This is a genomic window from Pseudomonas sp. BF-R-30 (assembly GCF_019956175.1).
Classification (GTDB): Bacteria; Pseudomonadota; Gammaproteobacteria; order Pseudomonadales; family Pseudomonadaceae; genus Aquipseudomonas; species Aquipseudomonas jessenii.
Genome location: NZ_JAHBDE010000076.1, coordinates 196,153 through 218,660, shown reverse-complemented (window position 1 = coordinate 218,660; position 22,508 = coordinate 196,153). Strand labels below are relative to the sequence as shown.

General features: G+C 59.8%; 22 protein-coding genes. 8 read left to right on the top strand and 14 right to left on the bottom strand.

Annotation, left to right across the window (positions count from 1 at the left end):
* Positions 1-591 precede the first annotated feature (591 nt).
* Complete coding sequence (locus KGB20_RS28995) at positions 592-987, top strand: DUF6124 family protein (protein ID WP_102669410.1); 396 nt, start codon at positions 592-594, stop codon at positions 985-987.
* An 89-nt stretch (positions 988-1,076) separates the two neighbouring features.
* Here the strand turns inward: KGB20_RS28995 and KGB20_RS28990 are convergent, their stop codons facing one another.
* The 3 genes from KGB20_RS28990 to KGB20_RS28980 all read right to left on the bottom strand — a co-directional run bounded on the left by KGB20_RS28990 (position 1,077) and on the right by KGB20_RS28980 (position 2,884).
* Positions 1,077-1,352, bottom strand: coding sequence for an HU family DNA-binding protein (locus KGB20_RS28990; protein ID WP_003195589.1), 276 nt, complete (start codon positions 1,350-1,352; stop codon positions 1,077-1,079).
* Positions 1,353-1,546: 194 nt separating this feature from the next.
* Positions 1,547-2,695 (bottom strand): NAD(P)/FAD-dependent oxidoreductase, encoded by a 1,149-nt coding sequence (locus KGB20_RS28985; protein WP_154909780.1) that lies wholly within the window; start codon positions 2,693-2,695, stop codon positions 1,547-1,549.
* Between the two features lie 18 nt (positions 2,696-2,713).
* A complete protein-coding gene (locus KGB20_RS28980; protein ID WP_007995385.1) occupies positions 2,714-2,884 on the bottom strand; it encodes a rubredoxin in 171 nt (56 codons plus the stop codon).
* A gap of 199 nt (positions 2,885-3,083) precedes the next feature.
* Here KGB20_RS28980 and KGB20_RS28975 point away from each other — a divergent pair, with 199 nt between their 5' ends.
* Entirely contained in the window at positions 3,084-3,647 is a 564-nt protein-coding gene (locus tag KGB20_RS28975) for a chorismate--pyruvate lyase family protein (protein ID WP_057712730.1), read from the top strand.
* Complete coding sequence (ubiA, locus tag KGB20_RS28970; RefSeq protein ID WP_154909778.1) at positions 3,647-4,537, top strand: 4-hydroxybenzoate octaprenyltransferase; 891 nt, start codon at positions 3,647-3,649, stop codon at positions 4,535-4,537. The genes KGB20_RS28975 and ubiA overlap by 1 nt, the downstream gene beginning before the upstream one ends.
* Before the next feature lie 121 nt (positions 4,538-4,658).
* Here ubiA and KGB20_RS28965 read toward each other — a convergent pair whose 3' ends face one another.
* Positions 4,659-5,045, bottom strand: coding sequence for a hypothetical protein (locus KGB20_RS28965; RefSeq protein WP_090452175.1), 387 nt, complete (start codon positions 5,043-5,045; stop codon positions 4,659-4,661).
* Between the two features lie 153 nt (positions 5,046-5,198).
* Here KGB20_RS28965 and phoB point away from each other — a divergent pair, with 153 nt between their 5' ends.
* The 3 genes from phoB (at position 5,199) to KGB20_RS28950 (ending at position 8,720) form a co-directional block, all read left to right on the top strand.
* Positions 5,199-5,888 carry a phosphate regulon transcriptional regulator PhoB gene (phoB, locus tag KGB20_RS28960; protein ID WP_003229608.1) on the top strand — a complete coding sequence of 230 codons (690 nt, stop codon included), beginning with the start codon at positions 5,199-5,201 and terminating at the stop codon, positions 5,886-5,888.
* An 80-nt stretch (positions 5,889-5,968) separates the two neighbouring features.
* Complete coding sequence (phoR, locus tag KGB20_RS28955; RefSeq protein ID WP_259674430.1) at positions 5,969-7,255, top strand: phosphate regulon sensor histidine kinase PhoR; 1,287 nt, start codon at positions 5,969-5,971, stop codon at positions 7,253-7,255.
* A gap of 124 nt (positions 7,256-7,379) precedes the next feature.
* Positions 7,380-8,720: a hemolysin family protein gene (locus KGB20_RS28950; RefSeq protein WP_007975205.1), complete on the top strand. Its 1,341-nt coding sequence runs from the start codon at positions 7,380-7,382 to the stop codon at positions 8,718-8,720.
* A gap of 182 nt (positions 8,721-8,902) precedes the next feature.
* Here KGB20_RS28950 and KGB20_RS28945 read toward each other — a convergent pair whose 3' ends face one another.
* The 8 genes from KGB20_RS28945 to KGB20_RS28910 all read right to left on the bottom strand — a co-directional run bounded on the left by KGB20_RS28945 (position 8,903) and on the right by KGB20_RS28910 (position 19,674).
* Positions 8,903-9,799, bottom strand: coding sequence for a peptidoglycan DD-metalloendopeptidase family protein (locus KGB20_RS28945; protein ID WP_090452177.1), 897 nt, complete (start codon positions 9,797-9,799; stop codon positions 8,903-8,905).
* A gap of 222 nt (positions 9,800-10,021) precedes the next feature.
* A complete protein-coding gene (locus KGB20_RS28940; protein WP_154909776.1) occupies positions 10,022-10,924 on the bottom strand; it encodes a response regulator in 903 nt (300 codons plus the stop codon).
* A 168-nt stretch (positions 10,925-11,092) separates the two neighbouring features.
* Positions 11,093-11,854, bottom strand: coding sequence for a phosphate signaling complex protein PhoU (gene phoU, locus KGB20_RS28935; RefSeq protein ID WP_057712724.1), 762 nt, complete (start codon positions 11,852-11,854; stop codon positions 11,093-11,095).
* 121 nt (positions 11,855-11,975) lie between these two features.
* Entirely contained in the window at positions 11,976-12,809 is an 834-nt protein-coding gene (gene pstB, locus KGB20_RS28930) for a phosphate ABC transporter ATP-binding protein PstB (protein ID WP_007971742.1), read from the bottom strand.
* Between the two features lie 179 nt (positions 12,810-12,988).
* Positions 12,989-14,659 (bottom strand): phosphate ABC transporter permease PstA, encoded by a 1,671-nt coding sequence (gene pstA, locus KGB20_RS28925; protein WP_150812717.1) that lies wholly within the window; start codon positions 14,657-14,659, stop codon positions 12,989-12,991.
* Positions 14,660-14,674: 15 nt separating this feature from the next.
* On the bottom strand, positions 14,675-16,708 hold the full coding sequence (locus KGB20_RS28920) for an ABC transporter permease subunit (protein ID WP_191626083.1): 2,034 nt from the start codon (positions 16,706-16,708) through the stop codon (positions 14,675-14,677).
* A 422-nt stretch (positions 16,709-17,130) separates the two neighbouring features.
* Positions 17,131-18,132 carry a phosphate ABC transporter substrate-binding protein PstS gene (locus tag KGB20_RS28915; RefSeq protein WP_057712721.1) on the bottom strand — a complete coding sequence of 334 codons (1,002 nt, stop codon included), beginning with the start codon at positions 18,130-18,132 and terminating at the stop codon, positions 17,131-17,133.
* A gap of 243 nt (positions 18,133-18,375) precedes the next feature.
* Complete coding sequence (locus KGB20_RS28910) at positions 18,376-19,674, bottom strand: MFS transporter (protein WP_154860876.1); 1,299 nt, start codon at positions 19,672-19,674, stop codon at positions 18,376-18,378.
* A 362-nt stretch (positions 19,675-20,036) separates the two neighbouring features.
* Between KGB20_RS28910 and KGB20_RS28905 the strand changes: the two genes are divergently transcribed.
* On the top strand, positions 20,037-20,441 hold the full coding sequence (locus tag KGB20_RS28905) for an acyl-CoA thioesterase (RefSeq protein ID WP_007942704.1): 405 nt from the start codon (positions 20,037-20,039) through the stop codon (positions 20,439-20,441).
* A 69-nt stretch (positions 20,442-20,510) separates the two neighbouring features.
* Complete coding sequence (locus KGB20_RS28900) at positions 20,511-21,410, top strand: D-hexose-6-phosphate mutarotase (RefSeq protein ID WP_154909774.1); 900 nt, start codon at positions 20,511-20,513, stop codon at positions 21,408-21,410.
* A 132-nt stretch (positions 21,411-21,542) separates the two neighbouring features.
* Here the strand turns inward: KGB20_RS28900 and KGB20_RS28895 are convergent, their stop codons facing one another.
* Together KGB20_RS28895 and KGB20_RS28890 are read right to left on the bottom strand one after the other, a co-directional pair.
* Complete coding sequence (locus KGB20_RS28895; RefSeq protein WP_090452186.1) at positions 21,543-22,079, bottom strand: DUF3299 domain-containing protein; 537 nt, start codon at positions 22,077-22,079, stop codon at positions 21,543-21,545.
* An 87-nt stretch (positions 22,080-22,166) separates the two neighbouring features.
* Complete coding sequence (locus KGB20_RS28890) at positions 22,167-22,412, bottom strand: GlsB/YeaQ/YmgE family stress response membrane protein (RefSeq protein WP_150812713.1); 246 nt, start codon at positions 22,410-22,412, stop codon at positions 22,167-22,169.
* Positions 22,413-22,508: the final 96 nt, after the last annotated feature.

The following is a 22,508-nucleotide window of genomic DNA, read 5'->3' as shown; positions in this document are numbered from 1 at the left end:
TGTAGAACCTTGCTGAAGGGCACCGATGCGATATTGATCAACTATGGTGCCTTAAGCGGACTCACTCAGCGAACAGCCGTCGGCTCTTCGCGCCGACAAGGCCCTAATGCGTTTTTACACACTCTGGGCCGATTGCTGCCTGTTTATATCACTGCAGCAGTGTGAAGTTCATTGTCGATCAAGAATACGGAGCATGACGGTCGAACTCGATTTGATTCCCAGCGATGGGTGTTTAAGGAAAGTGCGACTTCGCCCTTAATCCCCTCAACCTTCTCAGACATTTCCTTCGAAATGCCGAGCCCTCCATGAACTAGGCACCCTCCACACCCACCGCCAACCTCTGCCAGCCACCGCAAAAAACGGTGACACGGACGTGCAAGTCCGGTACATATCGCCGCGCAACTGCCTCGCAATCCTTTGAGCATAAACAAGCTTTTTGGATCGCTATATGGCGGCTGTGCGTGGGAGGTCCCTTTGGGGTCTGCCGGGGTCCGATATGCCCGGTCTTGCACACCTGCGTACGGCTGCCACCACATTCGAATGCAAGCGAAACGGTGCCAGTCCCTCACCTACACATATCGGGATATACCAATGACTAAGCCAACACCTAATCCGCCAGAAGATCCGGCTGCATCACCTTACGAATCCCTCGATTCCAAAAAACTCCACGAAGCCGCCGAACGCGCTCTAGATCACTATCTCGCCCCACCAAAACAAACACCAACGAAACGCAGCGGCCAACTCTTCAGCGTCTGCCCGGACATCAACACCGAAGCACTCCTGGCCAACGCCTCGGAAGATCTGCTGTCCATCAGCGCCATCGCCGCTGACCTGGCCGATGATGTAGACGGCTCACGCCGCTCAGTAGCCCTGGCGATCAGTCGCGTGGCTGAGGGGGCGCATTTGCTGGTAGAGCGGGCACTGGATCATCTGGATGAGCCGGAAATGGCGGCGATTCTCGCCAAGCAACAAAGCGGGCTCGGCTGATTCGTCACCCACAAAAAATGGGCACCCAACCCTGGTTGGCGTGCCCATTTTTTATTCCACTCCCCCGCTACGCGGGAGGTGAAAACGGATTACGGATTAACGCTGTCTTTCAACGATTTCCCAGGCTTGAAAGCAACGGTGTTGCTGGCCTTGATTTTGACGGGTTCACCGGTTTGCGGGTTTTTGCCGGTGCGGGCACCGCGATGGCGTTGCAGGAAGGTGCCGAAGCCCACCAGCGTCACGCTGTCTTTGCGGTGCAGGGCACCGGTGATTTCTTCAAGAACGGCGTTGAGAACGCGGTTGGCTTGTTCTTTGGTGAGGTCTGCTTTTTCAGCAATGGCTGCAGCGAGGTCTGGTTTACGCATGTGAGTGAAGCCCCTTTGACGGTTTGTTGTTGTTATGTCCGTGCTGCTCTCTATGGAGCAGCGCCCAAAGCGCCGCAGGTGCTCTACTCTGCGGCAGACGGGAGTGAGGATGGCACGCAGTGAGGCCCCGCGCCAGTATCGGCGCGGCCATTGTTAGGGCAAAAGGGGGGTGATTCCGACAGAACGACCGGTATTTATGCCAACAGGGCCGGAAGCTCTTTGTTCAGGGCCAGTTTTTCCATCACGGCGGCACCGGTGAGGGCGTAACCGAGCAGCTTGCCCGCGGCATCGCGGCATAAAACCTTGATGTCGGCGCCCTGCCCTTCGACTGTCCAGATGCCCTCTGCGCCCCGTGGCGGCGGGGACACCACCAACGGGCAGACCGGGGTCTTGACGGTGATCGGCATCGGGCCATAGGTGACGGCGGTCGGGTTGCCGGCCAGGGTTTGCGCCAGCGCTCGCGCACAGCTCATCAGGGGCATCACGTACAGCAGGTTCAGCCCGTCGACCTCGGCGCAGTCGCCCAGGGCGTAGATGTTGGCGTGGGAAGTCTTCAGGTGCCGGTCGACCATGATGCCGCGGTTGACCTGCAGACCGGCCGCAGCCGCCAGGTCGACGCGCGGTCGCAGGCCAATGGCCGAGACCACCACGTCGCACGGGATCACCTGGCCATCGGACAGGTGCGCTTCCAGGCCGTCAGCCACGCACTGCAGGCGGTTGAGCACCGGCCCGAGGTGGAAGCGAGCGCCAAGGCTTTCGAGGCCTGCCTGCACCGCAGCGGCGGCGGCCGGGTGCAAAAGGGTCGGCATGACCTGTTCGCACGGCGCAACCAGCTGCACTTCGTAGCCACCCAGGGTCAGGTCGTTGGCGAACTCGCAGCCGATCAGGCCGGCGCCGAGCAGCAGCACGCGGCGCTTGCCAGCCGCCGCCGCACGGAAGCGTGCGTAGTCTTCCAGGTCGTTGATCGGGAACACGCAGTCCGCCGCGTCGCCTTCAATGGGTACACGCACGGTTTCGGCGCCCCAGGCCAGGATCAGGTCGCGGTAGATCACCGCTTCTTCACCGATCCACAAGCGCTTGTGGCCCGGGTCGATGCCGCTGATGCGCGTGTGGGTGCGTATTTCAGCCTTGAGCTGTTCGGCCATGGCGCCGGGTTCGGCCATGCTCAGGCCGTCGGCATCCTTGTTTTTGCCGAAGCCGGTGGAGAGCATCGGCTTGGAGTAGGAGCGCCCGTCATCGGCGGTAATCAGCAGCAGCGGGGTTTCGCTATCGAGTTTGCGAAACTCGCGGGCCACGTTGTAGCCAGCCAGGCCGGTGCCAATGATTACGACAGGTGCGTTCATTCCTTACTCCTCAATTATTCAGGCAGCGATTTCGATCATTTCAAAATCCATTTTGCCCACACCGCAGTCCGGGCACAGCCAGTCTGCCGGGACGTCTTCCCAACGGGTGCCCGGCGCAATGCCGTCATCCGGCCAACCGTCGGCTTCGTTGTAGATCAGGCCGCAGACGATACATTGCCACTTTTTCATCAGGTACTTCCTCAGGGTTCAGGCGTTTTGCCGGCCGGACGGTCGATGGTTGTAGCACTGCCGTCCAACTCAGCGCGTTTTGTACTGATCGGAGCCATCGGATGCAAGCCTGTTCGGCGCAACGGCAGGCCATTTCAATCGATATCGGCGGCTGACATGTTAAGCTCGCCGCCTCATTTGCTGCCAATAATGACTCATTGTGCATCACACAGAATCCCCCTCTCCAGCTCCTCTCTGGCTCTCGCGCAGCGAACTGGCGCCCCTCCCCGATGCCTCCACCCTCGACTGGCTGTTCGACGAAGGCTCGCTGACCAGACGTCTGATTCATCTGTCGAATGACGCCTTCAGCGTCTCGCCGATGTTCGAAGGCTGGCAGCCCCTGCGTGCCGACGAATGCGCAGCACTGGACCTGGCCGATGGCAGTGAGGGCTGGGTCCGCGAGGTGTATTTGCGTGGTCATGGCCAGGCGTGGGTGTTTGCGCGCAGCGTGGCGTCACGCAGTGCATTGCAAGGCGACGGCTTGCACATGGACGAACTGGGCAGCCGCTCGCTGGGCGAATTGCTGTTTTGCGATCAGGCCTTCCAGCGCCGGGCCATCGAGGTTTGCCATTATCCGCAAGCGTGGCTGCCCGCCGAGGTGCAATCGCCTGGACTGTGGGGCCGCCGCTCGCGCTTCGACCGCGGCGCCTTGAGCGTTTTGGTGGCCGAAATTTTCCTGCCTTCCCTGTGGGACGCCGCCTGCGCCCAATCGGAGAACCGTTGATGTACCAAAGCCTGCTCAAGTCCTTGAACCGCTTGAACCCTCGGGCCTGGGATTTCATTCAGCTGACCCGCATGGACAAGCCGATCGGCATTTACCTGCTGCTCTGGCCTACGCTGTGGGCGCTATGGATTGCCGGCAAGGGTTCGCCCTCCCTGGCCAACATTGTGATTTTCGTCCTTGGCGTGGTACTGACTCGCGCTGGCGGCTGCGTGATCAACGACTGGGCGGACCGCAAGGTCGATGGTCATGTGAAGCGTACCGAGCAGCGGCCGCTGGTGAGCGGCAAGATCAGCTCCAAAGAGGCACTGGTATTCTTCGCACTGCTGATGGGCGTGAGTTTCCTGCTGGTGCTGTGCACCAATGCCGCGACCATTTGGTTGTCGTTGGGCGGCCTGGCACTGGCGTTCAGTTACCCATTCATGAAGCGCTACACCTATTACCCGCAAGTGGTGCTGGGCGCTGCATTTTCGTGGGGGATGCCGATGGCGTTCACCGCAGAAACCGGTGAATTGCCGGCTGTCGCATGGCTGCTGTGGATCGCCAACCTGATGTGGACCGTGGGTTACGACACGTATTACGCGATGACCGACCGCGATGACGACCTGAAGATCGGCGTGAAATCCACGGCGATTCTGTTCGGCGACGCGGACCGGGCGATCGTCCTGACCCTGCAAGGGCTGGCGCTGGGTTGCCTGTTGCTGGCGGGTTCGAAGTTCGACCTCGGTGGCTGGTTCCACCTTGGATTACTGGCGGCCGCGGGCTGCTTTGCCTGGGAGTTCTGGTACACCCGCGACAGGGACCGCATGCGTTGCTTCAAGGCGTTTTTACACAACCATTGGGCAGGGTTGGCGATTTTTGTGGGGATTGTTTTGGATTACGCAGTGCGTTAACGCCATATCGTGTGTAGGGGCGAGCCCGCTCGCGATGAATTTGAAGACGACGCGGTTATCCAGACGGCCCGCATAATCGTTCACGCTCATCGCGAGCAAGCTCGCTCCTACATGAGATGTCTTACATCTTCGGCCCTTGGAGGACGTGCCAGACCTTGTTCTTCATGTCGCCCGTCTTGTCTCCGGGTTTCTTGTCGTCGTCGTAGTAGTACAGCGGCTTGCCGTCGTAGGCCCATTGCATCGTGCCATCGTCACGCTGGACGACTGTCCATTTACCTTCAGCCTTGGCACCCGCTTCAGCCTTGAGCGGCGGCCAGTGTTTTGCGCACTCACCGGTGCATACCGACGTGCCGCCAGTGTCCTTGTCGAACGTGTACAAGGTCATGCCCTTATGGTCGACCATCATGCCGTCTTTCATCATCGCCGGCTCAGCTGCGAAGGCCATGGTCGGCAAGGAAAACGCCGCAACCAGTAGCAGAGCCTTGAAGGATTGCGAGATTTGCTTCATGGAAACCTTCCTTTTGTGGTTGTCAGGATTCGGACTTAAAGCTTAGCCCAGGATCCAGCCAATCGCCGACCGACTAAAATACTGTCACACGACTGCAATAATTCCGTTATCTAATGCGGCGCAAGACAGTTAAATGACAAGAGGATTAAGGGCATGGTTGGCAGGAGCATTCTGATCGTCGACGACGAAGCGCCTATTCGCGAAATGATCGCCGTTGCGTTGGAAATGGCCGGCTATGACTGCCTGGAGGCTGAAAACTCCCAGCAGGCCCACGCCATTATCGTCGACCGCAAACCGGACCTGATCCTGCTCGACTGGATGCTGCCCGGCACGTCCGGCATCGAGCTGGCCCGTCGTCTCAAGCGTGATGAATTGACCGGGGACATCCCGATCATCATGCTCACCGCCAAAGGTGAAGAGGACAACAAGATCCAGGGCCTGGAAGTCGGCGCCGACGACTACATCACCAAGCCGTTTTCCCCCCGTGAGCTGGTAGCGCGCCTGAAGGCCGTGCTGCGCCGTGCCGGCCCGACCGATGGCGAGGCGCCAATCGAAGTCGGCGGCCTGCTGCTGGACCCGATCAGCCACCGCGTGACCATCGACGGCCGTCCTGCCGAGATGGGCCCGACCGAATACCGCCTGCTGCAATTTTTCATGACCCACCAGGAGCGCGCCTACACGCGTGGCCAGTTGCTGGATCAGGTCTGGGGCGGCAACGTCTACGTTGAAGAGCGTACCGTCGACGTGCACATTCGTCGCCTGCGCAAAGCCCTCGGCGATGCTTACGAAAATCTGGTACAAACCGTGCGCGGCACCGGTTACCGCTTTTCTACCAAAGCCTGACCCGGACCTTTACCGCCCGACAAGCTGACAAGGACGCGCGTCAAGTGAACCAAAACTGGCATGGCACCCTGATTCGCCACATGCTGCTGCTGGTCACCGCCTGCCTGGTGATCGGCCTGATCACCGGCTATTACGGCTGGAGCCTCGCCGCAGGCCTGGGTCTTTACCTGGCCTGGACCCTCAAGCAATTGCTGCGTCTGCACGAGTGGCTGCGCCTGCACAAACCCGATGAAGCACCACCCGACGGCTACGGCCTGTGGGGCGAGGTGTTCGACAGCATCTACCACCTGCAACGCCGCGACCAACGGGTACGCGGGCGCCTGCAAGCGGTGATCGACCGGGTTCAGGAGTCCACCGCCGCGCTGAAAGACGCGGTGATCATGCTCGACACCGACGGCAACCTGGAATGGTGGAACCGCGCCGCCGAAACCCTGTTGGGCCTCAAGACGCCACAGGACAGCGGCCAACCGGTGACCAACCTGGTGCGTCATCCGCGCTTCAAGGAATACTTCGAGCAAGACAGCTACGCTGAGCCGCTGGAAATCCCTTCGCCGACCAACGACCGTGTACGAATCCAGCTGTACATCACCCGTTACGGCAACAACGAGCACTTGATGCTGGTGCGCGATGTGACGCGCATCCATCAGCTTGAGCAAATGCGCAAAGACTTCATCGCCAACGTTTCCCATGAACTGCGCACGCCGTTGACGGTGATCTGCGGTTACCTGGAAACCTTGCTCGATAACGTCGACGAGGTGAACCCGCGCTGGGGTCGTGCCTTGCAGCAGATGCAGCAACAAGGCGGACGCATGCAGACCCTGCTCAACGACCTGTTGTTGCTGGCCAAGCTGGAAGCCACCGATTATCCGTCGGACAACCAGCCGGTACCGATCGACGGCTTGCTGCAATCGATCAAGAGTGACGCGCAGCAGTTGTCTGGCCAGAAAAACCAGAAAATCACCCTGGAAGCCGACCCGACGATTCTGCTCAAGGGCAGCGAAGCGGAGTTGCGCAGCGCGTTTTCCAACCTGGTGTTCAACGCGGTGAAGTACACCCCGGCCGAAGGCAATATCCGCATTCGCTGGTGGGGCGATGACCAAGGGGCGCACCTGAGCGTGCAGGATTCCGGGATCGGCATCGATGCCAAACATCTGCCGCGCCTGACCGAACGCTTCTATCGCGTCGACTCCAGCCGCAACTCCAACACCGGGGGCACCGGCCTGGGGCTGGCGATCGTCAAACACGTCTTGTTACGACATCGGGCACGCATGGAAATCAGCAGCGTGCCGGGCCACGGCAGTACCTTTACCTGCCACTTTGCCCCGGCCCAGGTCACCAAATCTCGGGTTATCAGCACCGCTGACTGATACCGGCCAGCACGCGCCACTAGGCAACGGGCCGGTCAGCCGCTACATTGGCTGACTTGTGCCTGCCTTTCAGGCGCGGTTTTTTACTTCCCTCTCGAATATACGGAACCCGCAAAACTCCATCATGGACCCTTCCCCTGGCTTGACCCTCGCTACAATTTTCGCCGACTTCGGCATGATTCTTTTTGCTCTGATCCTGGTTTTGCTCAACGGATTTTTCGTTGCGGCGGAATTCGCCATGGTCAAATTGCGCTCGACCCGGGTCGAGGCCATCGCTGACAAAAACGGCTGGCGCGGGCACATCCTGCGCACCGTGCACAGTCAGCTCGATGCTTACCTGTCGGCTTGCCAATTGGGTATCACCCTCGCGTCCCTGGGCCTGGGTTGGGTCGGTGAACCCGCGTTTGCCCACATTCTTGAGCCGGTGTTGAGCGCAGTCGGCGTCGAGTCGGCCGAAGTGGTCAAAGGCATCTCGTTCTTCACCGCCTTCTTCATCATTTCGTACCTGCACATCGTGGTCGGCGAACTGGCCCCCAAATCCTGGGCCATCCGCAAACCCGAGTTGCTGTCGCTGTGGACCGCCGTGCCGCTGTACCTGTTCTATTGGGCCATGTACCCGGCCATCTACCTGCTCAACGCCAGCGCCAACACTATCCTGCGCATTGCGGGGCAAGGTGAACCCGGCCCGCATCACGAGCACCACTACAGCCGGGAAGAACTGAAACTGATCCTGCACTCCAGCCGTGGCCAGGACCCGAGCGACCAAGGCATGCGCGTGCTGGCCTCGGCAGTGGAAATGGGTGAACTGGAAGTGGTCGACTGGGCCAACTCCCGCGAAGATCTGGTGACCCTGGAGTTCAACGCACCACTCAAGCAGATCCTGGCGATGTTCCGTCGCCACAAGTTCAGCCGCTACCCGGTGTACGACAGCGAGCGCCAGGAGTTCGTCGGCCTGCTGCACATCAAGGATCTGCTGCTGGAACTGGCGGCGCTGGACCACATTCCCGAGTCGTTCAACCTGGCCGAACTGACCCGCCCGCTGGAGCGCGTGTCGCGGCACATGCCGCTGTCGCAGTTGCTGGAGCAGTTCCGCAAGGGCGGCTCGCACTTCGCCGTGGTCGAAGAGGCCGACGGCAACATCATCGGCTACCTGACCATGGAAGACGTGCTGGAAGTGCTGGTCGGCGACATCCAGGACGAACACCGCAAGGCCGAACGCGGGATCCTCGCGTATCAGCCGGGCAAGCTGCTGGTGCGGGGCGATACGCCACTTTTCAAGGTTGAAAGGTTGCTGGGCATCGACCTCGACCACGTCGAAGCCGAAACCCTTGCCGGGCTGGTCTATGAGAGCCTCAAGCGCGTTCCGGAAGAGGAAGAAGTGCTGGAAGTCGAAGGCCTGCGGATCATCATCAAGAAGATGAAAGGGCCGAAGATCGTTCTGGCCAAGGTGTTGATGCTGGATTGATCTGCGGCTGAAGGGCCTTTTGTGGCGAGGGGGCTTGCCCCCGTTGGGCTGCGAAGCGGCCCTGAATTCAGTCAGCTCGATTATCCATATACCGCGCAGTTGGGTTTACGACTGCTGCGCAGCCGAACGGGGCAGTGCGGCGTTCCGACAAGCCCCCTCGCCACAGTTGATCACCGAAAACTTCACTTCCCGCCCAACGCAAAGTTGGGCAGCGCACCCACCGGCTGGTTGAACTGGTACGGAATCGAGACCAGCCCCAGCCCGGTATTGCGCTGCACCACAAAGTGCAAGTGCGGCCCGGTACTGTTGCCGGTGTTGCCGGACAACGCCAACGCACTACCTACCGTTACTCGCTGACCTTCCCGAACGCAGACCGAACCTTTCTTGAGGTGCAGGTAAACACCCATGGTCCCGTCATCGTGCAGCACCCGCACGAAATTGCCGGAAGCGTCGGTGCCGCGCCCGCTCTGCCTGTTCTCGGTTTTCACCACCACCCCGCCTCGCGCGGCAATGATCGGCGTGCCCTCAGGCATTGCGATGTCTATGGCATATCGGCTCTTGGGCCCGAAGTGGCTGTAGGGGCCATTGGCGCCCTGACTGATCCGGAATGGTCCACCACGCCAGGGCAACGGGTACCGATAGCCCACCGTGGGCCCAGAGGGGTCGCCCAGGGAGTATTTGAACTTCGGGACGTATGCGAGGGGCCTCCCGCCTTTAGTCGCCGTGAGCCGCGCCAGACGAACGCTGCTGCGTAGCGGTATCACCCGCCGAATCGTCCCGCCCGGCACGCCGCTGGCGTTCTTCACCCCGGCAAAACTCAATTCGACTTCTACTGGCGCATACAGGTCATTGCGCACGTACACGCTGTGCACGCCGTTCTTCTTCATGATGATGAGGCGCACCTGACGCTCAAGGTGCTCGACCATGCCATCGCGAAAAACGAACACATGGGCGCCTTTGCTGGGGCGGTCGCTGTAGGAAACCACGCCATAGGCGTCCTTGGACTTGTAGATGGTCATGGCCACGGCCGAGGTGGCGACCATGAACAAGCCACATAAAAACAGCAGGCGCGTGAACATGAGCAAGGATTCTGTCGAGTGAGATCTGGGATTGAGCCTAGCAGCTGCAATGGACCCGGGTAGCCGGCAGATGTTTCAGAAAAGGTGTTCAGCAGATGTGCGGTAAAAGTGATGACCCCATCGTCGGATCGCCGCCCGGAGCAAGCTCGCTCCCACAAGAGAACGCATTACAAATGTGGAAGCGAGCCTGCTCGCGAAAGCGGACTGTCAGGCGGCCCTATATCAAGCGCCAGGAATAAAGTGCTTCTGCGCCGTACCCCGTGCAATCAGGCGGGAGATGTAATCGAGCTTCTGCGCATCCTGGTCGACAAAACGGAAGGTCAGTTGCAGCCAGTCGCTGTCGGGCTTCGGTTCGTGGGCCACGACGGCGTGCAGGTAACCGTTGAGGCGGGCGATTTCGGCGTTGTCGCCCTGCTCAAGATCCAGCACGGCGCTGTCGAGGATCTGCGGCAGGGTCTCGGTGCGTTTGACCACCAACAGGGCTTCCTTGAGGCTCAAGGCCTTGATCACACATTGCGCGATGCCGTTCGGCAAACGCAGTTGACCCTGGCCACGGCCACTGGTGGGTGCCGAGGAGGTCGCAGGCGTCTTGACCGGTGGACTGTTGAGCAAGCCTTTGGACGGTGCGGGTGCGGCCGTTGGTGTCGCTACGGGTGCCTTGCCAGCGGTCAAGGCGGCAAGGGAGTCGTTACCGAAGGCAGGGCTGGTTTTGGTTGCGGCTACGTTGATCAAGGCGTCGAGTTTGCCGACCTTGTGCAGCGCCTGCTTGACCTTGGTGATCAGTTGCTCGTTGGTGAACGGTTTGCTGACGTAACCGGAAACTCCGGCCTGGATCGCCTGGACAACGTTCTCCTTGTCGCCACGGCTGGTGACCATCACGAAGGGCATTGTTTTGAGGGTGTCTTGCTCGCGGCACCAGGTCAGCAGTTCCAGGCCGGACATTTCCGGCATTTCCCAGTCGCACAGGACCAGGTCGAAGGCTTCCTTGGCCAGCATGGCCTGGGCCTTTCTGCCATTGATCGCGTCTTCAATCCGCATGCCCGGGAAATAGTTGCGCAGGCACTTCTTGACCAGGTCACGAATGAACGACGCGTCGTCCACGACCAACACATTGACCTTACTCATCCAAAACCCCTTTAAAAAATCCCGGCCAGCATACCGCCTTGCTGATGGCACATTGCCAAAAACCTTCAGTCACGCCGGACTTTTCGTTCGCGGGGTGCTGCTTTTCGAATTCGTGAAGCTCAAACAAAAACGCCCGGCCAAAAGGCCGGGCGCTTTACTTGGGCAACCTTACTTATCGTCAGTTTTGCCCGGAACATTAGCGCTTTCGCCGGTTGTTCCTTCGACTTCTTCTTTCATGCGCTTGAGACCCAGGTGCCGCACGTCGGTGCCGCGTACCAGGTAGATCACCAGCTCCGAGATATTGCGCGCGTGGTCGCCGATACGCTCCAGCGAACGCAGCACCCAGATAATGCTCAGAACCCGCGAAATGGAACGCGGATCTTCCATCATGTAGGTAGCCAGCTCACGCAGGGCAGTCTTGTATTCGCGGTCGATGATCTTGTCGTACTGCGCCACCGACAAGGCCAGTTCGGCGTCGAAACGGGCAAAGGCGTCCAGTGCATCGCGGACCATGTTGCGCACCTGGTCGCCGATGTGACGCACTTCGACGTAACCGCGCGGCGCTTCGCCTTCTTCGCACAGCTGGATGGCACGACGGGCGATCTTGGTCGCTTCGTCACCGATGCGCTCCAGGTCGATCACCGATTTGGAAATGCTGATGATCAGGCGCAGGTCGGACGCAGCCGGCTGACGACGGGCCAGAATGCGCAGGCATTCTTCGTCGATGTTGCGTTCCATCTGGTTGATCTGGTCGTCGATCTCGCGCACCTGCTGGGCCAGGCCGGAGTCGGCCTCGATCAGCGCGGTCACCGCGTCGTTGACTTGCTTTTCCACCAGCCCGCCCATGGCCAGGAGGTGGCTGCGCACCTCTTCAAGCTCGGCGTTGAATTGCGCGGAAATGTGGTGGGTAAGGCCTTCTTTACTAATCATCTTTTTCGCTCCGCGAAAGTTGCAAGCTTCAAGCTGCAAGCTTCAAGCAGTTATGTACAAGTCCTGGAATCGCACCGCTTCTTTCTTGCCGCATGCAGCTTGTAGCTCGCGGCGGCCTCAACTAGCCATACCGACCAGTGATGTAGTCTTCGGTCTGCTTCTTCGCCGGATTGGTGAACAGGGTATCGGTGTCGCCAAACTCGACCAGCTTGCCCATGTACATGAACGCGGTGTAGTCGGACACCCGCGCGGCCTGTTGCATGTTGTGGGTCACGATCACGATGGTGAACTTGGATTTCAGTTCGTAGATCAGCTCTTCGACTTTCAGCGTGGAGATCGGGTCGAGTGCCGAGCACGGTTCGTCGAGCAACAGTACTTCCGGTTCCACAGCAATGGTGCGGGCGATCACCAGACGTTGCTGCTGACCACCGGACAGACCCAGTGCCGACTCGTGCAGACGGTCCTTGACCTCGTCCCACAGTGCCGCGCCTTTCAACGCCCACTCGACGGCTTCGTCGAGGACGCGCTTCTTGTTGATGCCCTGGATGCGCAGGCCGTAAACCACGTTTTCGTAGATGGTTTTCGGGAAAGGGTTCGGCTTCTGGAACACCATGCCGACGCGACGACGCAGCTCGGCCACGTCTTCGCCCTTGCGATAGATGTTGTTGCCGTACAGGTTGATCTCGCCTTCAACGCGGCAGCCGTCAACCAGGTCGTTCATACGGTTGAAGGTACGCAGCAGCGTGGACTTGCCACAGCCGGACGGGCCGATGAAGGCGGTCACGCGCTGTTTCGGGATGTTCATGCTGACGTCGTACAGCGCTTGTTTTTCGCCGTAGAACAGGCTCAGGCCCGGCACTTCGATGGCTACGGTTTCCTGCTCGAGGTTCAGGCTCTGTTTGTCGCGACCCAGCGCCGACATGTTGATGCCGTGGGTATGTGCTTCGTGCTGCATGGGAGGCTCCCTGTGCTAACAAATTCGGTTCGGAACGCTGCTTATTGCAGTTCCCATCAATATTCCGGTGGACGCGGTCCAGTGTGGGAGCGGGCTTGCTCGCGAAGAGGCCGGCACATTCAACATCAATGTTGCCTGACCCACCGCTTTCGCGAGCAAGCCCGCTCCCACATTGGAAATCAGCTATCCAGCGCCTTGTACTTCTCGCGCAGGTGGTTACGGATGTACACCGCCGACAGGTTCAATGTCGCGATCACCAGCACCAACAGCAACGCCGTGGCGTACACCAGCGGTCGCGCGGCTTCGACGTTCGGGCTCTGGAAGCCGACGTCATAAATGTGGAAGCCAAGGTGCATGATCTTCTGGTCCAGGTGCAGGTACGGGTAGTTACCGTCCACCGGCAGCGACGGCGCCAGTTTCACTACACCCACCAGCATCAGCGGCGCCACTTCACCCGCGGCGCGAGCCACGGCGAGGATCATGCCGGTCATCATCGCCGGGCTGGCCATCGGCAGCACGATCTTCCACAAGGTTTCAGCCTTGGTCGCGCCGAGGGCCAACGAGCCTTCACGCACGGTGCGAGGAATCCGCGCCAGGCCTTCTTCGGTAGCCACGATCACCACAGGTACCGCCAGCAGCGCCAGGGTCAGCGAGGCCCAGAGCAGACCCGGCGTACCGAAGGTCGGTGCTGGCAGTGCTTCCGGGAAGAACAGACGGTCGAGCGAGCCGCCCAGCACATAGACGAAGAAGCCCAGGCCGAACACGCCGTAAACGATCGCCGGAACACCCGCCAGGTTGTTCACCGCGATGCGGATGATTCGGGTCAGTGCGTTCTGCTTGGCGTATTCACGCAGGTAAACCGCTGCCAACACGCCGAACGGAGTCACGATCATCGCCATGATCAGGGTCATCATCACGGTGCCGAAAATCGCCGGGAAAATCCCGCCTTCGGTGTTTGCTTCACGCGGGTCGTCGGACAGGAACTCCCAGATCTTGCTGAAATAGAAACCGATCTTGGTGAAGGTGCTCATGGCGTTCGGCTGGTAGGCGTGAACCACTTTGCCCAGACCGATTTCGATTTCTTTGCCATTGGCGTCGCGGGCTGTCAAAGCGTCGCGGTTGAACTGTGCATGCAAGTCAGTCAGACGCGCTTCGATATCCTGATAGCGGGCGTTCAGCTCAGCGCGCTCGGATTCCATGTCCGCTTGTGCGGTTGCGTCGAGTTTACCTTCCAGCTCCAGCTTGCGGCCGTGCAGACGGATGCGCTCCAGACCTGCGTTGATCGCACCAATATCACTCTTTTCCAGTGACTTCAGTTGCGCAGCAAGCTTGTTCACGCGGTCGATCCGCGCTTGCAGCTCAGGCCATGCCGCTTCCCCCTCGGCGATAACCTTGCCGTCCTGTTTGACGTTAACGAGGTAGCCGTAAAAGTTGCCCCACTCGCGACGCTCGATGGCCATCAACTCGACCGGGGTGGTCTGGTTGGTCAGCCACTCGCCGACGACCCAGGTGAAGTCGTTGCCGTTCAGATCACGGTTGCCGACCTTGATCAGCTCGCGGGTCATGAATTCCGGGCCCTGATCAGGCACCGGCAGACCGGCACTTTTCAGACGGGCGCGCGGCACTTCTTCTTTCTGCACCACCTCACCGACGACCAGATGCTGGCCCTGGCCCGGCACGTCATAGCTGGCGTGGATCAGATCCGCCGGCCAGAAGTGACCCAGGCCACGCACGGCAATCACTGCCAGCAGGCCAATGGTCATGATGACCGCGATGGACACCGCGCCACCGCTGATCCAGACGCCGGGGGCGCCGCTCTTGAACCATCCTTTCAGGGAGTTCTGTTTCACAGACTTCTACCTTTCTTAAAGCGACGAGTATTTCTTGCGCAGACGCTGACGAATCAGTTCTGCGAGGGTGTTCATGACGAAGGTGAACAACAGCAGCACCAGCGCCGAGAGGAACAGCACGCGGTAGTGGCTGCCGCCGACTTCCGATTCGGGCATTTCCACTGCGACGTTGGCCGCCAGGGTGCGCAGGCCTTCGAACAGGTTCATTTCCATGACCGGGGTGTTACCGGTAGCCATCAACACGATCATGGTTTCACCGACCGCACGGCCCATGCCGATCATCAGCGCCGAGAAGATGCCCGGGCTCGCGGTGAGGATCACCACGCGGGTCATGGTCTGCCACGGCGTGGCACCGAGGGCCAGGGAGCCGAGGGTCAGGCCGCGAGGCACGCTGAACACGGCGTCTTCGGCGATGGAGTAGATGTTCGGGATGACCGCGAAGCCCATGGCCAGGCCCACTACCAGGGCGTTGCGCTGGTCGTAGGTGATGCCCAGGTCGTGGGAGATCCACATGCGCATGTCGCCACCGAAGAACCAGTTCTCCATGAACGGGCTCATGTACAACGACAACCAGCCTACGAACAGGATCACCGGAATCAGCAGCGCACTTTCCCAGCCATCCGGGACTTTCAGGCGGATCGACTCAGGCAGGCGGCTGAAGGTGAAACCGGCGACCAGGATGCCGATCGGCAGCAACATCAGCAGGCTGAAGATGCCCGGCAAATGCCCTTCAACATAGGGCGCGAGGAACAGGCCGGCGAAGAAACCGAGGATCACCGTCGGCATCGCTTCCATCAGCTCGATCACCGGTTTGACCTTGCGGCGCATGCCAGGAGCCATGAAGTACGCGGTGTAGATCGCAGCGGCAACGGCCAGTGGAGCGGCCAGCAGCATGGCGTAGAACGCGGCTTTCAGGGTACCGAAGGTCAGCGGCGACAGGCTCAGCTTGGGTTCGAAGTCGGTGTTGGCGGCAGTCGATTGCCAGACGTATTTAGGCTCGTCGTAGTTCTCGTACCAGACCTTGCTCCACAGCGCGCTCCACGAGACTTCCGGGTGCGGGTTGTCGAGCAGCAGCGGGTGCAACTTGCCACCGGCTTCCACGATCACGCGGTTGGCGCGCGGCGACAGACCGAAAACGCCTTGGCCTTCTGCGACCGGCTCCACCAGCAAGGTGCGGTGGGCAGTGCTGTGGAACACGCCAAGCTTGCCGGAAGCGTCGAGGGCAACGAAGCCCTTGCGGCGCTCTTCGGCGGTGATTTCAACGATAGGCGTGGTGCCCATCTGGAAGGTGCGGATCTGCTTCAGGCGTTGCTCGCCATCGGGGTCGCGCGCCATGAACCACTGGGCCAGGCCGCCTTTGGAGTCACCGATGATCAGCGAGATGCCGCCCACCAGTTGGGTGCTGGCGGTGACTTGAGCCTCACCGTCTTCAAGCAGTTTGTAGCGACCGTTGAGGCTCTTGTCGCGCAGGCTGAACACGTCGGCCTGGGCACGCCCGTTGACCACGTAAAGCCACTGCTGACGCGGGTCGACGAAAATATTCTTCACCGGCTCGGTCATTTGCGGCAGTTCGATGCGTTTCTGCTCGTTGGTGATTTCGCCGGTCATCATGTTCTCTTCGCTGGTCAGCGACAGAACATTGAGTTGCGAACCGGTGGAGCCGACCAGCATCAGGGTCGAATCATTGGCGTTGAGGCTGACGTGTTCCAGCGCACCGCCGGCTTCGTTGACCGCGATTGGCGTTTCGCCGTACGGGTACTCGACGGCCGGGGTGATGGTTTTCTTGCCTTCCGGGTAGCTGACTTTATAGGTGTGACGGAACACCAGGGCCTGACCGTTGGACAGACCTACGGCCACCAGCGGGTGACCTGGCTGGTCTTCACCGATGGAGGTCACGGTGGTGCCGGCCGGGATCGACAGATCGACGCGCTTCAATTCAGCGCCACTGTCGATATCGAAGAACAACGCCTGGCCCTTGTCGGAAACGCGCATGGCTACCTGATTCTGCTCTTCGAGCGAGATCATCAGTGGCTTGCCAGCGTCCTGCATCCAGGCCGGGGTAATGGACTCTTTCGCGGTCAGGTCGGCACCCTGGAACAGCGGCGCAACAACATAGGCGAGGAAGAAGAAGATCAGGGTGATGGCTGCCAGCACCGCCAGGCCGCCGATGAGGACGTACCAACGGGTGAAGCGATCTTTGAGCGCGCGAATGCGGCGCTTGCGTTGCAGCTCAGGCGTATTGAAGTCAATTCGCTTGGGGGGATTAGTAGTCATGTTGGAATTGGCCAGATCATTCATGCGCTCACCCTAGCGATCCTGTATGACAGAAAGATGACAATGCAGTGACGCACCAAATCCACCGCCAGCGGGACTGGCAGAGGATCGAAAATTTGAGGTGTGTAAAAGGCCGGCCTGCAAGCAGATCCGGCCTTTTACTTGAGTCCGGAAGGGTTCACCCCGGACTCAATTTGTTACTTTTTTACGACTGCAGTGCCGCCTTCCGCCAGACCCAGGTCAGCCAGTGCTTTTGCAGCAACCTTGGCTGGCAGTGGGATGTAGCCGTCTTTCACCACAACTTCCTGGCCCTGTTTGGACAGAACCAGCTTCACGAACTCAGCTTCCAGCGGAGCCAAAGGCTTGTTCGGGGCTTTGTTGACGTACACGTACAGGAAGCGCGACAGCGGGTACTTGCCGTTCAGGGCGTTTTCTTCAGTGTCTTCAACAAACTCGGTGCTGCCTTTCTTGGCCAGGGCCACCGTCTTCACGCTGGCAGTCTTGTAACCGATACCCGAGTAACCGATGCCGTTCAGCGAGGAGCTGATCGACTGCACAACCGAAGCCGAGCCTGGCTGTTCGTTGACGTTTGGCTTGAAGTCACCTTTGCACAGGGCTTCTTCCTTGAAGTAGCCATAAGTGCCGGATACCGAGTTACGACCGAACAGCTGAACCGGCTTGTTGGCCAGGTCGCCGGTCACACCCAGGTCACCCCAGGTTTTGACGTCGGCTTTGCCGCCGCACAGACGGGTGGACGAGAAGACCGCATCGACCTGTTCCATGGTCATATGCTTGATCGGGTTGTCCTTGTGTACGAATACGGCCAAGGCATCCACGGCAACCGGAATAGCGGTTGGCTTGTAACCGTATTTGGTTTCGAAGGCCTGCAGCTCGTTGTCCTTCATCTTGCGACTCATCGGGCCCAGGTTAGCGGTGCCTTCGGTCAACGCAGGTGGCGCGGTAGAAGAACCGGCGGCCTGAATCTGGATGTTTACGTTCGGGTATTCTTTTTTGTAGTTCTCAGCCCAGAGGGTCATGAGGTTGGCCAGGGTATCGGAGCCGACGCTGGACAGGTTGCCCGACACACCAGTGGTCTTGGTGTAGCTCGGGATAGCAGGGTCAACAGCGGCAACCGCGTTGGCAGTCGCAACGCCAGCAGCGACAAAAGTCATTGCCGCCATCAAACGCTTCAGTTTCATGCCTTACTCCTAGCAGATAGGGTGTGTTAAGTCGGGGCCAAGTATCAGCAGGCCGTGTGAACACTCTATGGCTGAAATATGACAATTGGATGAAAGGCCATTATTCGATGTTTTGAAGGGATACAGCGTTATCGTTCTTCGCGAGCAAGCCCGCTCCCACAGGGGATCTGCGGTGAACACAGATCCCCTGTGGGAGCGGGCTTGCTCGCGAAGGCGTCAGTGATATCGATACAAAGGGCTGGCTTAACGCCCCCTCTTCCAGAGCCAGGCCCCCACCAGAATCCCGACCCCGCACAACACGGCCACATAATAAGCAGGCCCCATCGCACTTTCCTTGAGCAACAGGCTGACGATCATCGGCGTCAGACCACCGAAAATCGCGTAGGCGACGTTGTAGGAGAACGACAGGCCGCTGAAACGCACCACCGGCGGGAACGCCTTGACCATCACATACGGCACCGCGCCGATGGTGCCGACCAGCAGACCGGTCAGGGCATACATCGGGAATAGCCAGTCGGGATGATCGGCCAGGCTGTGGTAGAAGGTCCAGGAACTGGCCAGCAATGCGGTACAGCCGATCACGAAGACTCGTCCCGCACCGAAGCGATCGGCCAGTGCGCCGGCAATGATGCAACCAAAACTCAGGAACACGATCGCCACGCTGTTCGCCTGCAGGGACGTGGTTGGCGAGAAGTGATAGACCGTCTGCAACACAGTCGGTGTCATCAGGATCAACACCACGATGGCGGCCGACAGCAGCCAGGTCAGCAGCATCGAAATGGCGATGGCGCCACGATGGTCACGCAACACCGCACGCAGCGGCACTTCTTCGGCCAGGGCCTTGCGCTGTTGCAGCTCGGCGAACACCGGGGTTTCGTGCAGCCAGCGACGCAGGTACACCGAGAACAGACCGAACACGCCACCCAGCAGGAACGGAATTCGCCAGGCGTAATCCGCTACTTCCACCGGGGTGTAGATACTGTTGATCGCCGTGGCGACCAGCGAACCAAGCAGGATGCCCGCCGTCAGGCCGCTGGTCAGGGTCCCGCAGGCATAGCCGATATGCCGTTGCGGCACGTGTTCGGAAACGAAGACCCATGCCCCCGGCACTTCACCGCCAATGGCCGCGCCCTGGATCACCCGCATCAACAGCAACAGGATCGGCGCCCACATGCCGATCTGCGCATAAGTCGGCAGCAAACCCATGATCAAGGTCGGCACCGCCATCATGAAAATGCTCAGAGTGAACATTTTCTTGCGGCCCAGCAGGTCACCGAAGTGCGCCATCACGATGCCACCCAGCGGTCGAGCCAGGTAGCCGGCGGCGAAGATGCCGAAGGTCTGCATCAGGCGTAGCCACTCAGGCATGTCCGCCGGGAAGAACAACTTGCCCACCACCGTGGCGAAGAACACGAAGATGATGAAATCGTAGAACTCCAGCGCGCCGCCCAGGGCAGACAGCGATAGAGTCTTGTAGTCGTTGCGCGTCAGCGGACGTGCGGGTTGATCTGGCTGCGCGATGCTCGAGGGCGCTGTGGTCATGGCAAGGGCTTCTCTTATAGTCGGATCTGCAACCTCAACAACGCTGGCTGAGGTTTGGGCAGGTCCGGCACGATAGCAAATTGTTCGAAAAAGCACATAGAGGTGCATTTTTGACAGTCAAAATGAGAACCGGACGGTCGTCGCGGAGTCTACCGACCGATATACTCAAAGCCTGCTCCGGTTTTTGAGGGGTTGCTGTGCGAAAGCGCCTGTCAGGTTCATAGGCGATTTCGCAGAGTTTCCCTTTAGGCGCCTGATGGAAAACGTGACGAACGTAGTATGTTCGGTGCTGAATCGTTTTTCCCGAAGACGGCTACCACCAGCAATACCAACGAAGAGTCACGGGTCAGAGGCCCCCCGGCATGATAGAACTCGAACAAGAAGATCCGATCCCGCAAGGCGACCTGGCCTTGCAAATCACCGCGCTCCCACGCGAAACCAACGGCTTTGGCGATATTTTCGGCGGCTGGCTGGTGGCGCAGATGGATTTGGCAGGCACCGCGATGGCCAGCAAGGTCGCCGGCGGACGCGTTGCCACCGTTGCAATCGACCGCATGGCGTTTCTGGTTCCGGTGGCGGTGGGCGCTCAGCTCTCCTTTTATACCCAGGCCCTGGAAATCGGCCGCAGCTCGATCAAGATGATGGTCGAGGTCTGGAGCGACGACCCACTGTCCAGCGAGTGGCGTAAAGTAACCGAAGCGGTGTTTGTGTTCGTTGCCATCGACGGCAGCGGTCGCACCCGTTCGGTTCCACCCCGGGCTCGCTGAAAGAACTTCTAAACCTGGTAGCCGTTTTGCGGTCGATAGTCGTCCACGTTACTGATCGAGAGCTGTCCCATGAGCACGCCCAATGTTGAAGCCGTAAAACTGGATGAACTGAACTGTTGGCGTATTCGCCACGGTCAGGCTGAATTACTGGTGGCCCAGCAAGGCGCGCACATCCTCAGTTATCAACTGGCCGGCCAGCCGCCACTGATCTGGCTCAATGACGAGGCCGTGTTCAAGACCGGCAAGAGCATCCGTGCCGGCGTGCCGGTGTGCTGGCCGTGGTTCGGCGTCTTCGACCGTAACCCGCAAAGCGTGCAGGCGATGCGCGTCAGCAATGAAGCGCCGTCGGCTCACGGCTTCGTGCGAGCGATGGATTGGGAGCTGGGCGGCATCGAAGCCGAAGGCGAAAGCCTGAAAGTCGAATTCCTCCTGCCCTACCCCGACGGCGGCTTTCCTGGCTGGCCGCACCAGGTGGACTTGAAGCTGAGCATTCGCCTCGACGAGCAGTTGCACATCCACCTGACCAGCCATAACCGGGGCGCTGAAACCGTCAGCATCAGCCAGGCGCTGCACAGTTACTTTGCCGTCAGCGATGTGCGCGAGGTGCATGTCGAAGGTGTGGGCGGTCTCAAGTACATCGAAACCCTGGATAACTGGAAAGCCGTAACCCAGACCGGTGATCTGCGTTTTACCGGCGAAACCGACCGCATCTATCTCGATGCCCCGCCACTGCTGAGCATCGTCGATCCGGCCTGGGAGCGACGCATCGAACTGACCAGCTGTGGATCGCGTACGGCGGTGATCTGGAACCCGTGGATCGACCGCGCCGCTGCATTCAGCGACATGGCCGACGACGGTTGGCAGCGCATGCTGTGCATCGAGACGGCGAACGTGATGGGTGATGTGGTGAACCTGGCACCAGGTGCCAGCCATACCTTGGGCGTGAGCATCGCCAGCAAATCGCTCTAACACCACAAAACTGATGTGGGAGCGGGCTTGCTCGCGAAGGCGGTGTACCAGTCAACGATGATGTTGAATGTTACGGCCTCTTCGCGAGCAAGCCCGCTCCCACATTGGGTTTATGCTGGCTTGAGTGGCGCGTTACAGATCCGATTCCTTCACCACCCGCACCGTCGCCGCATCCAGCGCATACGCCGCATCCGCCAAGTCATTGCTGACCTTCTCGACCTTCAGCGTGCCGGTGACCCACAGCGGCGTGTAGATATCGTTCAGTTTCAGGCCCTTTGGATAGCGCACCAGCACCAGTTGGTTGGGCGGCGGCGGCGGCACGTGGATGCACGCGCCCGGGTACGGCACCAGGAAGAACAACGTACTGCGGCCCTTGGCATCGGACTCCAGCGGCACGGGGTAACCGCCAATGCGGATGTTCTTGTCGTTCATCGACGCAACGGTCTTGGTCGAGTACATCACCGCCGGCAAGCCTTTGGCCTGCTTCATCCCACCCTTGTCGGTGAAAGTGCCATTGGCCTCAGGGGAGTTGTGGTCGATTTCAGGCATGGCCTCGAGGGCCTTCTGGTCCGACTTGGGCATCAATTCGAGCCAGTCGGTTTCCGGCAGCTCGCCAGCATGGGCAAGGCCCGTTCCCAATAAAAGTAAAGTCAGCAGAAGACGGCGCATGAAAGTGCTCGGTATAGGAGTGATCAGAAAACGCCGAGCATTCTAGCCCTCCCGGCTTGTGCGACCGAGAGGACTTTGTCGCCTGGATCAGTTCTTTTTGATCAGTCCGTAGATCACCAGCAACACAACGGCGCCCACCAGCGCACCGATGAAGCCTGCGCCTTGACCAGCCTGATAAATGCCCAGAGCCTGGCCACCGTAAGTGGCCGCCAGCGAACCGCCGATACCGAGCAGGATGGTCATGATCCAGCCCATGTTGTCATCGCCCGGTTTCAGGAACCGCGCCAACAGGCCGACAATCAAGCCGATAAAGATGGTTCCGATAATTCCCATGGCATTTCCCTCAATATGGAGTGGTCATGCCAAAGCCTAGTCAGACTTTGGCATCCTGCCATGAGAGAACGGCGGTCCCTGAATGGTTCCGCCGCT